General features: G+C 52.5%; 13 protein-coding genes. 9 read left to right on the top strand and 4 right to left on the bottom strand.

The window, feature by feature from the left end; all coding sequences use genetic code 11:
- Positions 1-49: 49 nt before the first annotated feature.
- Positions 50-910, bottom strand: a complete 861-nt coding sequence (locus P40081_RS20280; RefSeq protein ID WP_042138001.1) for an AraC family transcriptional regulator — start codon at positions 908-910, stop codon at positions 50-52.
- Positions 911-1072: 162 nt separating this feature from the next.
- On the opposite strand from P40081_RS20280, the gene P40081_RS20275 reads away from it, so the two are divergent.
- A complete protein-coding gene (locus tag P40081_RS20275) occupies positions 1073-2662 on the top strand; it encodes a glycoside hydrolase family 43 protein (protein ID WP_042137999.1) in 1590 nt (529 codons plus the stop codon).
- A 27-nt stretch (positions 2663-2689) separates the two neighbouring features.
- Here the strand turns inward: P40081_RS20275 and P40081_RS20270 are convergent, their stop codons facing one another.
- Positions 2690-3790 (bottom strand): GerAB/ArcD/ProY family transporter, encoded by a 1101-nt coding sequence (locus P40081_RS20270; RefSeq protein WP_042137997.1) that lies wholly within the window; start codon positions 3788-3790, stop codon positions 2690-2692.
- Between the two features lie 185 nt (positions 3791-3975).
- Between P40081_RS20270 and P40081_RS20265 the strand changes: the two genes are divergently transcribed.
- The 4 genes from P40081_RS20265 to P40081_RS20250 all read left to right on the top strand — a co-directional run bounded on the left by P40081_RS20265 (position 3976) and on the right by P40081_RS20250 (position 8313).
- Positions 3976-5484, top strand: a complete 1509-nt coding sequence (locus P40081_RS20265) for a spore germination protein (protein ID WP_052421916.1) — start codon at positions 3976-3978, stop codon at positions 5482-5484.
- Positions 5485-5509: 25 nt separating this feature from the next.
- Positions 5510-6712 (top strand): Ger(x)C family spore germination protein, encoded by a 1203-nt coding sequence (locus tag P40081_RS20260; RefSeq protein WP_231575153.1) that lies wholly within the window; start codon positions 5510-5512, stop codon positions 6710-6712.
- Between the two features lie 6 nt (positions 6713-6718).
- The gene (locus P40081_RS20255; protein ID WP_231575152.1) at positions 6719-6949 is read left to right on the top strand and encodes a hypothetical protein; all 231 of its coding nucleotides are present in this window, start codon (positions 6719-6721) and stop codon (positions 6947-6949) included.
- Between the two features lie 134 nt (positions 6950-7083).
- Positions 7084-8313: an MFS transporter gene (locus P40081_RS20250; RefSeq protein WP_042137992.1), complete on the top strand. Its 1230-nt coding sequence runs from the start codon at positions 7084-7086 to the stop codon at positions 8311-8313.
- 90 nt (positions 8314-8403) lie between these two features.
- Here P40081_RS20250 and P40081_RS20245 read toward each other — a convergent pair whose 3' ends face one another.
- Positions 8404-8718, bottom strand: a complete 315-nt coding sequence (locus P40081_RS20245; protein WP_042137990.1) for a winged helix-turn-helix transcriptional regulator — start codon at positions 8716-8718, stop codon at positions 8404-8406.
- A 198-nt stretch (positions 8719-8916) separates the two neighbouring features.
- Here P40081_RS20245 and zwf point away from each other — a divergent pair, with 198 nt between their 5' ends.
- From zwf to P40081_RS20225, 4 genes are all read left to right on the top strand, one after another.
- Positions 8917-10455, top strand: coding sequence for a glucose-6-phosphate dehydrogenase (gene zwf, locus P40081_RS20240; RefSeq protein ID WP_042137988.1), 1539 nt, complete (start codon positions 8917-8919; stop codon positions 10453-10455).
- Between the two features lie 45 nt (positions 10456-10500).
- The gene (gnd, locus tag P40081_RS20235; protein WP_042137986.1) at positions 10501-11394 is read left to right on the top strand and encodes a phosphogluconate dehydrogenase (NAD(+)-dependent, decarboxylating); all 894 of its coding nucleotides are present in this window, start codon (positions 10501-10503) and stop codon (positions 11392-11394) included.
- Between the two features lie 224 nt (positions 11395-11618).
- Positions 11619-11825 (top strand): hypothetical protein, encoded by a 207-nt coding sequence (locus P40081_RS20230; RefSeq protein WP_039294632.1) that lies wholly within the window; start codon positions 11619-11621, stop codon positions 11823-11825.
- A 141-nt stretch (positions 11826-11966) separates the two neighbouring features.
- A complete protein-coding gene (locus P40081_RS20225) occupies positions 11967-13256 on the top strand; it encodes an L-cysteine desulfidase family protein (protein WP_042137984.1) in 1290 nt (429 codons plus the stop codon).
- Positions 13257-13276: 20 nt separating this feature from the next.
- On the opposite strand, the gene P40081_RS20220 is transcribed toward P40081_RS20225, so the two are convergent.
- Positions 13277-14332, bottom strand: a complete 1056-nt coding sequence (locus P40081_RS20220) for an ankyrin repeat domain-containing protein (RefSeq protein ID WP_042137982.1) — start codon at positions 14330-14332, stop codon at positions 13277-13279.
- Between the last annotated feature and the right edge of the window lie 169 nt (positions 14333-14501).

Raw genomic sequence — 14501 nt, 5'->3', positions numbered from 1 at the left:
TGGAAAGTTGCACTTTGATATGAAGAAATATCGTTATATTGTCATTTATCTACATGTTCCCCTTCCGGTATTTCAGCGGAGTGGTCCCGAGGACCCGTTTGAACAGCTGATTGAAATAGGAGGCGTTCGGGAATCCGACGGCGATGCCGATCTGCTCCACAGGCATATCGGTCGTTCCGAGCAGCCGGCAGGCCTGCTTGAGCCGCCTGGCAGTGAGATAGTCAACCAGGCGGCCGCCTGTCTCCTGATGGAAGATCCGCGAGACATAGGATTTCGACAGATGAGTCTCCTCCGCAAGCTGATCCAGATTAACCTCTTCCTGATAATGAGCCTCAATCCAGTTCATGATCTGCTCCGAATAGCGGAGATTCCGGCGTTCTCCGGTATGGATGACCGATTGCTCGCCTGTTCCGAGACAACTGAGCAGCTGCAGGAGCAGCATCGAGATATCCTCAGGGTCTTCCTCAGACGATTTCATCCTTAATTCATTGTAATTCTGGTAGAACCATTCTATGGTTTCAATCCGGTTCCCGAGATCAAAGCCGCAATACGGGTTGCTCCCCTGCCAGAGAGCAGAGAAGACCGCTTTGCGCTTGCTGAAGCCCTGCAGCAGATTCTCGGCAATATGGGGGTCTAGATAGAAGATCGTGCGTACGAATGGACACTCAGGTGAAACTTCGGAATAGATCCGGTGCAGCTGGTACGGCTGGAAAAAAAACAGCATGCCCGGCCGGATATCATACATCTGCTGATTGACCACAATGCTGCCCTGTCCGCCGTGTACGAACATGATTTCACAGCACTGGTGCCAGTGGTAATATCCCTTGTAATGATCGTCGGTATAGATACGGTAATCCCAGATCAGAGACTGCCGGTTCGCAAACAGAACAGGTTCGAATAGCTGTTTCATAACGCTTTGCTAACGCCTCCAACATGACAAAATACAAACATTTTATTATAACCCATTATAACTTTCTGTTCTCCCGGGCGCTACAATAAAAACAGGGGTTCTTCTAAGAATCCAATCGGTGCAATCCAATCTGTAACTTACATTAACCAGGGGGTAACATTTATGGCTCCAACCATTGTCAATCCGGTGCTGACCGGCTTTCATCCCGATCCGTCTTTCCTTAGGGTGGGCGATGATTATTATATCGCAACCTCAACCTTCGAATGGTTCCCCGGTGTAGAGATTCATCATTCCCGTGATCTGGTGCACTGGCATACGCTCACCCGTGTGCTGACCGAGACCTCACAGGTGGACCTGCGCGGCAACGGAAGCTCCGGCTCCATCTGGGCGCCGGCACTATCCTATGACAACGGCTTGTACTACCTGCTGTTTACGGATGTGAAGTCCCGCTCCAGTGTGTATAAGGATCTGCATAACTACCTGATTACGGCTACCAGTCTTGAAGGGCCCTGGAGCCCGCCGGTGCGGCTGAACGGCAGCGGGTTCGATCCGTTCCTGTTTCATGACAGTGACGGACGCAAATGGCTGCTGAATATGCGCTGGGATTTCCGGCAGAATCACAGCAATTTCTCCGGTATCGTGATGCAGGAGTATAACCATGAAAGCGGCAGGCTGACCGGCCCTATTCATGAAATATACAAGGGGACTCCGACAGGTGTAACGGAAGGCCCGCAATTGTACAAGCGCGGAGATTACTACTATCTGCTGGTTGCTGAAGGGGGCACCGGAGTGAATCATATGGTCACGATGGCCCGCAGCCGCAGCCTAACCGGACCTTATGAGACCGATCCGGATTACCCGGTCATGACTACGGCTCATGATCTGACCTATGCCTTCCAGCAGGCAGGGCACGGCTCACTGGTGGAGACGCAGTCCGGGGAATGGTATATGGCTCATCTGTGCACCCGCCCGATCCCGGGTACGGGCAAGCTGAATCCGCTGGGCCGGGAGACGGCGATCCAGCACTGCGTCTGGACCGAGGACGGCTGGCTGCGCCTGGCGCATGGTGGGAAGCTGCCGGCCCTGCGGACCGAAGCGCCGGAGCTTCCCCCGCACCCGTTTGATGCCTTGCCGGAGCGCGATGATTTTGACGGCCACGTGCTGGGTTATCCTTACCAGAGTCTGCGCGTGCCGTTCGAGGAGTCGTGGGTAAGCCTGCAGGAGCGTCCCGGCTTCTTGCGGCTGCGCGGCCGGGAATCCCTGGCATCGCTGTTTGACCAGAGTCTGATCGGGAGGCCGATTCAGCATTTCGCCTGCACCGTAACTACCTGCCTGGAATTCAAGCCGGACAGCTTCATGCAGATGGCCGGACTGGTGCTCTACTATGATGACAAGGACTACTATTATCTGCGTGTAACGGCGGATGAACTCAGAGGGGTAGCTTTAGGAGTCGTAATGTGTCAGGCCGGCAAATATGGGGAAATTTCCTCCATGCAGATTTCGGTGAAGGACTGGGAACGTTACTATTTGAAGGCAGAGATTAACGGCAGAGATATTATGTTCTACGCTTCACCGGACGGGGAGGTCTGGACGGCGATGTGTACGCCGCTTGATTTCGGCACCCTCTCGGATGAGCATGGCGGCAAGCTGGGCTTCACCGGCTCTTATGCCGGAATCTGCGCCCAGGATCTGGACCAGCAGGCGAAGGCGGCGTATTTTGACTACTTCGAGTATACAGGCCTGTACTTCTGAGGCGGGCATAGCCTATAGCTATACAGCTTATGAGGCAGCCGTACGCTGTCTCACTTTATATACAATCAGCATAATCAGCGGCAGCACGAGCGAAAGCGTGAGATCCCAGTCTACCCAGTAGTCCGGGATCTCTTTTACATAGAATATTAAGTTCTTGGCGATGAGCTGGGAGAGTCCGTAGATCAGGAAGGCCACAGGGAAGATAAGCGGACGGTGGCTTTTTAATTTGAATAACTGGGCGGTTCCGAGAACGAAGGCATAGAAGTAGAGCGCTGTTTTGAAATAGGTTGTGATAATCCACGCCGTAGCCATCAATGCTTCAAGACGCTGCAGAAAGTTGCCTATATTAATCTTCTGGGCCAGGATATAGGCTGCATAGAAATTATGCTCTGAGAAATAGACGCCGAGAACGGTCAAAGAGAGGAACAGAATCAGATTCAGACCCAGCGCCCCAAGGATGAGGGCAAGGAAGATATCCCGGTTGATCTTACGGCTCTTGCGGGTGTAGGGATAGACCATGAAAAAAACACATAATTCCCCAAACGGATAAAACACGCCGAACAAGACAGCATGCAGCATATCCGGAAAAGGCGTATTCAGAATGGGCTGGACTCGCTCCAGCTGGACCTGCGGAAATAAGAGCACCATCAGGCAAACGAGGAATAAAGCGAACAGCGGAAAAAACACCTGAGCCGCTCTGCCGACCGTCTCAAGGCCCAGACGCAGCCCGTAGACAAGTATAACAATACTCATGAACCGGATGACACCGCCCGGAGTTCCCTCATAGATCTGAGTACACATGAAGTCCTCGATCTCTCTGACATAGGTAGAGGCCGCGATGATGAAGAAGAACAGATAATATACGCCTACCGCACTGCCAATCCACTTCCCCAGAATCTGCTGGCTGAGCTCAATAATGTTTTTGTCCGGATTTATATTCGCAACAGTGACGAACAGGAAGACCAATGCGATTCCCGGCGGAATGCTGATCAGGGCAGCAATCCAGGCATCCTGATGAGCTACAGCAGTCATGGCTGCCGGGTAGACTAGGGCCATATCCCCAATAAAAGTGAAAAGTCCGAGGATTACCATCTGCGCCGTACTGATCCGATCTTTTTCAATACTCATGTCTATCCTCCATTTACACCTTACTATAGCCCGCAGGTTATATCTTTCCGGAAACCATCTTAGTATGGCATCTCCTTCCAGAATTATGTGTTTCAAGCGATGGCAACGATTCAGGAATAATTATCAAGCGGTGCTACCAAACTACAACAGAGTGAATGGATAGGGAAGGGTGGAGGGGAACGAAATTGAAAGATGCGGTTAACGGTGAGTTATCCTGCCGGCTGGAAGACAATGATGATCACTTGTACAAGCTGCTTGGGCAGAGCTCAGATCTGGTGCGGAAACGTCTGCAGCTGGGGGAACGTACGGAGCTTGCTATTTTTTATATCGATGGTCTGATAGATACACAGCTGCTGCATAACTCAATTCTGTACTCGCTCCAGGAGGGCCGGGTTTCCGGTCTGCTGGAAGAACTGGTTCCTGACGGCAAAATAGAGATGCTGAGAAAACGCGTGCTTATGGCCGGCGATCTTACTGTGATCCATGACTATAAGAATTTCGTTCACGATTTGTTATCCGGGAATGTGATGCTCATGGTGGAGGGGAGCGCTTCAGCGCTGCGGATCGGACTGCCCGGCTGGGAAGACCGCAACGTGAGTGAACCAATCTCGCAATCTGTGGTCCGGGGACCCATGGAAGGCTTCACAGAGAATCTCAGAACGAACACTGCTTTAATCCGCCGCAAAATCAAAGATAGCCAGCTGTGGCTGGAAACCATCCAGATCGGCCGCGTGACGCAGACCAGTGTGTCGATTATGTATCTCAGCCACATCGCGAATGAAGAGCTGGTGCAGGAGGTTAAGCGGCGCCTGAACAGCATTGATACGGACAGTATCCTGGAGAGCGGCTATATCGAAGAGTTCATTCAGGATACGGCGGCGACGCCTTTTCCCACGATTTATAACAGTGACCGTCCCGACACCATTGCTGCAGGGATATTGGAGGGGAAGGTGGCAATCCTGGTCGACGGGACGCCTTTTGTACTGCTTGCGCCTACGATTTTTGTATCGTTTTTTCAGTCGGCGGAAGATTACTATCAGCGGGCGGATATCTCCACATTGCTGCGGTGCGTACGGTTCCTGGCCTTCTTTGTTACCTTGTTTGCGCCTGCGTTCTATGTAGCCATTACAACCTATCATCAGGAGATGATCCCGACCAATCTGGTAATCAGTCTTGCGGCCCAGCGGGAAACAGTGCCGTTTCCGGCTTTTATCGAGGCGCTGCTGATGGAATTCACCTATGAAATCCTGCGCGAAGCAGGTGTGAGAATTCCCAAGAATGTCGGTCAGGCTGTCTCTATCGTCGGCACGCTGGTCATCGGGCAAGCGGCGGTTGCAGCAGGCTTCATCTCCTCGGCTATGGTTATCATTGTGTCGATCACAGCGATCTCAAGCTTTGTCATTCCCGAAGCAGGGATGGCCATTGCCGCGAGAATTATCCGGTTTGCCCTGATTGGACTCGCCGGGTTCATGGGGCTGTACGGAATTTTGTGCGGAGTGTTCCTGCTGGTGCTGCATCTGGTCAGCCTGCGTTCCTTCGGCGTTCCTTACATGAGTCCGATTGGCCCCTTCAGGGCGGCAGACCTTAAGGATTCCATCTTCAGGCTTCCCTGGCCGCTGCTGAAGACAAGGCCGAAGGAGAATAAAACGCAGAATCTGCAGCGGATGAACACTTCCAAGCGTGAGGAACCTTAATATGTATACAAGAATCAGGAAAGTCTTGACGACATGCATTCCCCTATTGGTGCTTCCGATGCTGCTCAGCGGCTGCTGGGAACGGAAGGAGTTAAATGAACTGGCTTTTGTGCTGGCTCTGGGGCTGGATAAAGCCGAGTCGGGCTACAAGGTATCTATGCAGGTCGTCATTCCGTCTTCGATTACATCACAGGGGGCCGGGGGTTCAGGGGCAGGCGGGGTTCCGGTAGTCACCTATGATTTTACAGTGCCGACGATCTATGAATCGCTCCGCAAGTTCAATCTGGTCAGTTCGCGTTCGCCTTATCTGGGGCATATCCGTGTACTCGTTATCGGAGAAGAGCTGGCTCGTGAAGGGCTCGGTGAAACGCTGGATGTACTCAAAAGAAGCCGCGAGCCGCGTATGGACTTCTTCATGCTTGTGGCGCGGAATACGACCGCAGAGAATGTGCTCAAAGTCCTGACGCCCCTGGACAGGCTGCCGGCGAATAAATTATTCAACGCACTGGACAAGTCCTATAAGGTCTCCGCCAAGACAGCTGCGGTTACACTGGACAAATTCATAGAGGATGCGCTCTGCGAGGGAGAGAATCCGGTGTTGACCGGAGTAGAAGTGCAGGGAAGTCCCGAGGCAGGCGGTGAGAAAATAAATATTGAACAAACCATTCCGCGTGCAAGGCTTAGCTATAATGGGGTGGCTGTATTCAAAAGGGCGAAAATGCTTGGCTGGCTGGATGACAACGAGATTGTAGGATACAACTATGTTATTGATAACGTAAGCAAAAATACAGGGCACATCAAAGACAAAGATAACGGAAGCCTGGTAATCATCGAGGCACTGTCGACTACAACCAGGCGCAAAGTGAAAATCATCGGCGGAGAGCCGCATATTTATCTGAAGGTCGAAGCTGTAAGCAATGTGGAGGAAGTAGAGGGTTCCGGCAAGCTGGATTCGGAGAACAAGATTAGACAGTTGGAGGAGGAATCGGAGGACCGGATTATTGAGCGGATGAGGCGATCGGTTGAGAAGGTCAACGAACGCTTTAATGCTGATATTTTTGGCTTCGGCCAATCCATTTACCGGTCCCACCCCCGAATTTGGGCCAAGCTGCTGGAGCAGAACAAGGAAGGCTACCTCAAAACGCTGCCTATTCATTACGATGCCAGTGTGACAATCAACCGGATCGGTACGATAGACAATTCTTTTCTTGACGATATCAAGGAGTGAGCCTGTATGTTGCTGGTGCTGTTGTTTGTCATTATAGCCGCAGGCTGTATTGCGGCGGATTTGCCCTCCCTGAAGGGCAGGGCTAAGCGGCGTGATCTTATGGTTTACGGCGTACTCTGGATTGGCGGATTGGCGGCGACGATCTGCACACTGCTGCGGATTCAGGTCCCAAGCCCGCTGCTGCTCATTATAGTCATCTACAAGCCGATCAATGATCTCGTGGCATCATGGTTCTAACCCGTTGACCCGGGAGCGGGATGAGAGGACCGCCCAGCTGTGCAAAAATTCACTTTGAAAAGGTAACAATTATAATATAATCCCAATAATTAACTCGGGCTGGAATATCAGCGAGGTGAAAGGCGGGATGCAAAGTGGAGAACAATCAGCTTCAACGGAAATACAGTGTATTTCTGGGCGTCATATTGTCGGGGTATAATGTGGCTGATAAGCTCTATGGCGCGGTTTTTATCATTTTGATGAGCTTGCGCGGCGTGGATGCCTTTCAGATAAGTATCGTGTTTGCCGTTTCTTCACTGTCCATGGCTGTCTTTGATTATCCGAGCGGGAATCTGTCCGACATCTATGGGAGAAAGCGCATGACGGCGGCCGGGTTCATAGTGTGGGGAGCGGGACTTTGGTTTTTTGCTGCTGCTGAGGGTCTCGCTTTATTCATCCTCGCCTCCATAGTGATGTCTTTGGGTGTAGCGATGATCTCGGATTCTCCCCAGGCCTGGTACATTGATCAGCTGGAAGAGCTGGGAATGCCGGATTATAAAAAAATTGCCCTGCCCCGCATCAGCGGGTTTGTCTCGGCATTTGCCATCGTCGGCGCATTGCTGGGTACGGTGAGCAGCAGCGTTCATTATGTTCTTCCGGTGGCAATTGCCGGCGTGCTGGCGGTAGGCCTGGGCATTTATACCTGGCTCAGCTTCAGCGACAACTACGGAAGCAGAACGCAGAGCAGCATCCTCAGGGAGATCTATGCCAGCTCGGCCGATTTCGCCCGCAGCACAGAGATGCGGTTTATTCTTCTGCGCAGCATCCTGACACATACCGCCTTGCTGGCCTTTCTGTTGTCCTGGCAGGTATATGGGGTGAATGAGCTGGAATTTCCGGTCAGTGCCCTCGGGGTCCTTCTGATTCTGTTCATGGGAGTAATCAGTGTATCGAGCTTCCTGGTCTCCTATCTGGCCAAAAAAGAGGTTGCTGCCGTCCGGATCATCGTCTGCGGAACTGTAATCTCTGCACTCGGACTGCTGCTGGTTGGATTGTTTCCGCATAAGGCTGTATTTATTGCCGGTCTGGTGCTGTTTGAATTCGGGCTCGGGATGGATATGTCTTCTTCAGGTGTCTGGGTACAGGATTTCATTCCCGGGGCCAAGCGGGCGACCTTCTCCTCCGGACTGTCAGCACTCAAATCACTCGCCGGGTTCCTGATTACGCTGATCCTGGGGATCATGGCCAAGAATCTCGGGTATGCCTTCATCTGGTGCTTTGCGGCCGCCTCACTGCTGGGATCCAATGTCGTGCTGCTCTATTTCAACACTAAGTATGTACGGGCAGGCAGCGGAGCAGACGGAGAGAAGACACTGGTGTCCTGATTCTGAGAGGCTTAATTTATACTATAAAAGCTAACAACAGCAGGTCTTCTTCCCGGAGATCTGCTGTTTAGCGTGTTCAGGGCAGCGGCATTACAGCCATTTCATCGCCCATGCCTCGACGGGCAGGAGCGCCGTGCCCAGCTCCTGCCCCTTGGCAGTGAGCGAATATTCCGTCCGTACCGGTCGGTCAGGAATGACCTCGCGGCTGATCAGGCCGCATTCTTCAAGCTCCTTCAGGCGCTCGTTGAGCATACGTTTGCTTAGATCGGGGATGACCGTGTGCAGCTCACTGAACCGTTTGGTGCCCTCCATTAACACATGGATGATCAGATTCACCCACTTCTTGCCGATGATATGATGGACATGCTCGACTTTGGCGAGCAAGGGCTTAAGCTCCTGTGTCATGCGGATTCCACCTTATAAAGTTATTATTAATATCCACCTTACTATAACATAGTGAAAAGTGCGTGAAAATAAGTACTTTTCGTAAATGTCGAAATGAGGTTGACGAATGGATTCTGCAGTCGTATGATGAGTGTTATAAAGTTTGTGAGTAATAATAAGTAACCACATAAACATTTGATAATTACGGGAGGAATGAAAGTGGAATCATCATCATTCGTACTATTTGGCGCAACCGGGGATTTGGCCAAACGCAAAATATACCCCGCCCTATATAACCTGTTCAAGGATGGCAAGCTTTCTGGTCCTCTCTCAGTCATTGGCCTCGGCAGAAGAGAGCTGTCGAATGAAACCTTCCAGCATCAGGTGCTGGATTCACTGCGCACCTTTTCGCGGCGTCCGGTTGAGGATTCAGCAGAGCTGCAGAATTTCCTGCTGGCTTTTGAATATAGCGTGCTGGATGTCGGACGCCCCGAAGATTATGTGAAGCTGCTGGGCCATGTGCAGCGCCGTGAGGAAGAGCTGGGACTTCCGCAGAACCGGATGTTCTATCTATCCGTCGGTCCTGAATTCTTCGGTGAGATTGCCCGTAACATTAACTTCAGCGGACTTGGTGACACGAAGGGATGGAAGCGGCTGATTATCGAGAAACCGTTCGGACGGGATCTGCAGTCGGCACGGGTGCTTAATGACAGCCTGAACGCTGCTTTTAAGGAGGAAGAGATCTTCCGGATTGACCACTTCCTCGGCAAACCGATGGTGCAGAACCTTGAGGTGCTGAAATATTCCAATCCTGTACTGCGGGCATTGTGGCAGAACCGGTATATCGAGAGCGTGCAGATTACGGCCAGTGAAACGGTCGGTGTGGAAGAGCGGGCAGGGTATTATGACAAGGCTGGCGCGCTGCGCGATATGTTCCAGAACCACATGCTGCAGCTGCTTATGATGATGGCCATGCAATTGCCCAAAGGCAGCACCCCGGAAGATGTCCGCAGCAAGAAGCGCCATGTGATCCGTTCGGTACGGCCATTGCTCCGTGAGGAAGTGACGCAGCATGTGGTACGCGGCCAGTATGCAGCGGGTGAGCTGCGCGGGCAGCAGGTTCCCGCTTATACGGCTGAACCCGGCATAGAAGCCTCTTCACAGAATGAGACCTACATCGCCGCCCGGCTGTGGATTGATGACCCGCTTTGGAAGGACGTGCCTTTCTATATCCGCACCGGCAAACGCATGAAGGAGAAATCGACGCGGATTGTTATAGAATTCAAAGAGCCGCTTAATGATTTGCATAATAAGAACAGAAGCAAGCTTGCCCTGGACCCTAACCTGCTGGTGATTGATATTGGTCCGAACGAAGGGATCTCCCTTACCTTGAATACCAAAAATCCGCGCCAGCACGGACAGCTCGAGCCGGTCAGCATTAAGCATGAGTCGGGCAACCCCGATCTGCCGGAAGCCTATGAGAACCTGATTTATGATGCTTTACTGGGAGATGCCACCTTCTTTGCCCATTGGGATGAAGTTGAGTTGTCCTGGCAGTGGGTTCAGCCTATAATCGAAGCAACAGCAGAAGGGACGCTTCCGCTTCATCTGTATCCAGCCGGTTCCTTTGGACCCCAGGCTGCCGATGAACTGCTTGGAGAGCATCACTGGTGGCTTGATGAACCGGAGGCTGTGGAGCATTCCGGGGTCCGCCAGACACAGGAGCTGAATCCGGAAGCCGTCCGGCCTGGTGCGTGAGCGGCGGCATAATCATCTAATCTATAACATTCGGAGGGATATGCAATGAAAGTCGGTTTAATTGGACTAGGCAAAATGGGCTTCAATCTCGGCCAGAATCTATTGGAGCACGAACATGAAGTCGTGGCTTATGATGTGAACGCCGCTGCGGTGCAGGAGCTGGAAGCGAAAGGAGCTGCAGGTGCGGGAAGTCTGGCGGAGCTTACAGGCAAGCTGGAATCCCCGCGTATCCTCTGGATCATGGTCCCGCACACCTTTGTGGACTCGGTGATCTCAGAACTGACGCCGCTGTTGTCGGAGGGGGATATCATTATCGAAGCCGGGAATTCTCATTATAAGGAGTCAATCCGCCGTCACGATGAGCTTAGTGCCCACGGGATTTATTTCATGGATGCCGGAACCTCAGGAGGAATGGAAGGCGCACGCAATGGCGCTTGTTATATGATCGGCGGAGATGAGGAAGCGTGGGCGGCCGTCGAGCCGGTTTTCCGTGATACTGCGGTCGAGAACGGGTACCTGTATGCCGGCAAATCCGGAAGCGGACACTTCCTGAAGATGGTCCACAACGGGATTGAGTACGGCATGATGGCTGCCATCGGCGAGGGCTTTGAGGTGCTGGAGAAAAGCGGCTATGACTTCGACTTCGAGCAGGTGGCCCGCGTCTGGAACAACGGCTCGGTCGTCCGCTCCTGGCTGATGGAGCTGATCGAACGCGCCTTCTCCAAGGATGCCAAGCTGGATGAGATCAAGGGAATCATGCATTCCTCCGGGGAAGGCAGATGGACGCTGGAGACCGCGTTTGATCTGCAGGCGGCTACGCCGGTTATCGCCATGGCGCTGCTGATGCGCTACCGGTCGCTGGAGACCGATACCTTCACCGGCAAAGTAGTTGCTGCGCTGCGTAATGAATTCGGCGGCCATGCTGTGGAAGCGAAGTAAAGGAAGCGGCAGGGGCGGCAGTTGCCTGACTCTGGTTCTATAAGATAATAGCAGTGTGAAGAGCAGCAGATCCTTAGGGGATTTGCTGCTTTTTTGGTGCCCGGGCAGTGTCTTTGAGTCGGAGGCAGCCGGCTGATAGCGGCTCAACCCTGCGGCATCCGGAATTAGACAACCCGCACGGAGCATATAGGTACAGAAACACGAAGCAGACGGGGGATGAACCAGTGTCTCGTAATCAGGAATTTACAGTGTATCTGATCACTAAGGGTGATATCATCCGGTTTATTGCAGTTGAAATTGTCATTGGCAGCATGACGTATTCACTGGCACTGAAGATTTTTCATAATGCTATTCTGGCAGGTGCGGGGGGATGGGCCTGTACTGAAGGGCTGAAGCGGCTGGGAAAACTCGGGTTGTTACTTGGGAAATAAAAGAATTCACGATTTCAGCCGGATGGAAATGAAGTGACCCGCTGGTTAATGGTTAATAACGGGGATTCCCCCAGGCTATCAATCTGAGGTACTATATAGGAATAGTTATATAGAGAGAGATAGAGGAATGGTGATTCGCGTATGGTTAACCTACTGGAAGTATTGATAAAAGAAATTGTTCCGGCAGAAGGCTGCACCGAGCCGATTGCGGTTGCCTATGCAGTCTCTTTGGCGGCTGAACAGGTTGAGGGAGAGATTACTTCGATTCAGCTGTTCCTCAGCGGGAATATTGTGAAGAATGCGATGGGTGTAGGGATTCCGGGCACCGGGCAGACCGGTCTGCCGATAGCGGCAGCCTTGGGCGCAGTGATCCGCCGTTCTCACCGCAAGCTGGAGATTCTCTCCGGACTTACTCCCGAAGAGCTGGCGAAGGCTAATGCGATGATCGAGCAGAAGCTGCTCTATGTGGAACTGAAGGATACCCCTGAGAAATTGTATATTGAAGCCAGGGTATGCAGCTTGAATCATACAGCGACTGCAATTGTAGCCAAAGAGCATACGAATGTAGTATTCCTGTCCAAAGACGGCGTTAAGCTGGAGCAGGGGATTGACAAGGCGGATTGCGAGGAGTCAGACACGCTGGACCCGGAGGTATATTCGGTTTCATTAGAAGAAATATATGAGTTCATCCAGACTGCGGATTTCTCTGAGCTGCGGTTTCTGCTGGAAGGAGCGCGGATGAATAAGGCGATTTCGGATGAGGGGCTGCGCGGAGAGTATGGCCTGCAGGTGGGCAGGAAGATGAGCCAGCAGTCGGCTGTCAATCTGTTCGGTAATGATGTGGCGAACCGGATTATTGCCGCGACGGCAGCGGCCTCCGATGCGCGGATGGACGGCAGCGCCATGCCTGTCATGACCACTGCGGGAAGCGGAAATCAGGGCATTGCCTGCACGATGCCGGTAATTGCCCTTGCAGAGCTCCTCGGCAAAGATGAGGAGACACTGGCAAGAGCGATGGCGCTCAGCAATCTGATTACCATTCATGTCAAGCATTATATCGGCCGTCTGTCCCCGCTGTGCGGATCGGGAATTGCCGGCGGAGTAGGGGCAGGGAGCGGTATTGTCTACCTGATGGGCGGCACGCTGGAGCAGATCAAGCGCTCCATCCAGAACACTATTGCTTCTACTTCCGGAATGATCTGCGATGGTGCGAAACCGACCTGCGCGCTCAAAATCTCAACCGCCACGAACGCGGCAATCCAATCCGCAACACTGGCGATGAACGACATTTCAGCCAGTCTGAATGACGGGGTAATCTTTGAGAAGGTTGAAGATACAATCAAGAATATGGAGACACTGGTCCAGGAAGGGCTTGCGGCAACCGACCAGGCCATCCTGAACATTATGCTCTCCAAAGGAGCGGTATCGTAATACGTCCGTATATATTAGACTTAACGGGTATAATCCGGTTGTTCCATAGAGACAGGCTGAGGATTGGCCAGTACCCACTGCACTGCCAGTTCACTTAATCTTGCCGGTTCATCGTAGCCGGAACCCTTACGCAGCCTATTGGTTAATGAAGCTGCCTCCTGGAGGAGGGCAGGAGATAACGGTGTACCTGTGCCCAGATGCCGGATAAGGGCATCCAGCATTTTACGGAAATTGTCATCCCAGTTGCCTCCGCCGTTATCCAGGATTTCATGAGAGACCCGTCCGGTGATGCGGATAACCTCTCCCTGTACAGTTTGCGCGTGCCCTGAAGCAGGGACAAGGTAATCCCAGAGCTCCTGATGCTGGGCGGACCATGCCGCTGTAGCAGCCTTGATGGGGGAGGTTCCATCGTGCTTCACCTGTTTCGCTACAGGCTCGACATCGAATAGCCGGTACAGCTCCAGCAGTGCGGATGCTTTTTGATCCAGCTCATCGTTACTGTGGCTGGCTCTGACGAATTCCAGATCCTTGCCGATCCGCTGCACGGAATCCTTCATCTCCGGTGTGATTGCGGCTCCGGCATCCAGCAGGATTTTTGAGATTTCCACCATGTGGGCAATATCGATATTCCGGCATTGGGATAATCCCTTAGCAAGCGGTGTTTGTTTCCGTTTATTCTCCGCATGGATGTTTGCACCATGGGCGACCAGGTCCTGTATGGCCCGGGTCCGGTAATAACCTGCCGCTGCGTGCAGCGGTGTCTCATTCTGATAATCCAGGGCATCCGGGTCCGCGCCTAATTCCAGCAGTAACGGGATATTTCCGGACCAGGTTGCAGCCTGGGAGTGCAGCGGGGTGTGCTCATATTTGTCCCGGGCGTTGATGTCGGCACCCTGCTCTACAAGCCAGCGGACCAGCTCATCCGGGATTTGCCGGAAGCTGAGCGCGGTTCCTTTGCTGTAGCCCCCGCGGGCATCCCATTCGCACTCCTCAAAGATGGCCTTGAGCGCTGCGATATCATTCGTTTTGACCCGCTCGCCAAAATCGGCGGGTAAGGTTTGCTTCTTTTTCCCCATAGCATTTTTCCGCTCCTTTATGAATAGCAGATAATTTCTGCAAGTTTATCATATAGGGGAAGTGAATTCCAATAGAGTCAGGAATAGACTGCAATGTAACGGAGAGTATGCAAAAAGGCAAAGCTTCTGATCCCGAATCCGGGAAGAGAGGGTTTGCCTTTTGCTTTTA

The organism is Paenibacillus sp. FSL P4-0081, from assembly GCF_000758565.1.
GTDB classification, from domain to species: domain Bacteria; phylum Bacillota; class Bacilli; order Paenibacillales; family Paenibacillaceae; genus Paenibacillus_AQ; species Paenibacillus_AQ phytohabitans.
Note: the sequence above shows the minus strand (reverse complement) of the source record. Positions and strands in the feature narration are given on the sequence as shown.

What these genes read in the sequence shown, in the direction of transcription:
- P40081_RS20245 (WP_042137990.1), bottom strand. Translation starts at nt 8,718, where the DNA reads ATGACACAGGAGCTTAAGCCCTTGCTCGCCAAAGTCGAGCATGTCCAT.
- P40081_RS20280 (WP_042138001.1), bottom strand. Translation starts at nt 910, where the DNA reads ATGAAACAGCTATTCGAACCTGTTCTGTTTGCGAACCGGCAGTCTCTG.
- gnd (WP_042137986.1), top strand. Translation starts at nt 10,501, where the DNA reads ATGAAAGTCGGTTTAATTGGACTAGGCAAAATGGGCTTCAATCTCGGC.
- P40081_RS20225 (WP_042137984.1), top strand. Translation starts at nt 11,967, where the DNA reads ATGGTTAACCTACTGGAAGTATTGATAAAAGAAATTGTTCCGGCAGAA.
- P40081_RS20275 (WP_042137999.1), top strand. Translation starts at nt 1,073, where the DNA reads ATGGCTCCAACCATTGTCAATCCGGTGCTGACCGGCTTTCATCCCGAT.
- P40081_RS20255 (WP_231575152.1), top strand. Translation starts at nt 6,719, where the DNA reads ATGTTGCTGGTGCTGTTGTTTGTCATTATAGCCGCAGGCTGTATTGCG.
- P40081_RS20270 (WP_042137997.1), bottom strand. Translation starts at nt 3,790, where the DNA reads ATGAGTATTGAAAAAGATCGGATCAGTACGGCGCAGATGGTAATCCTC.
- P40081_RS20220 (WP_042137982.1), bottom strand. Translation starts at nt 14,332, where the DNA reads ATGGGGAAAAAGAAGCAAACCTTACCCGCCGATTTTGGCGAGCGGGTC.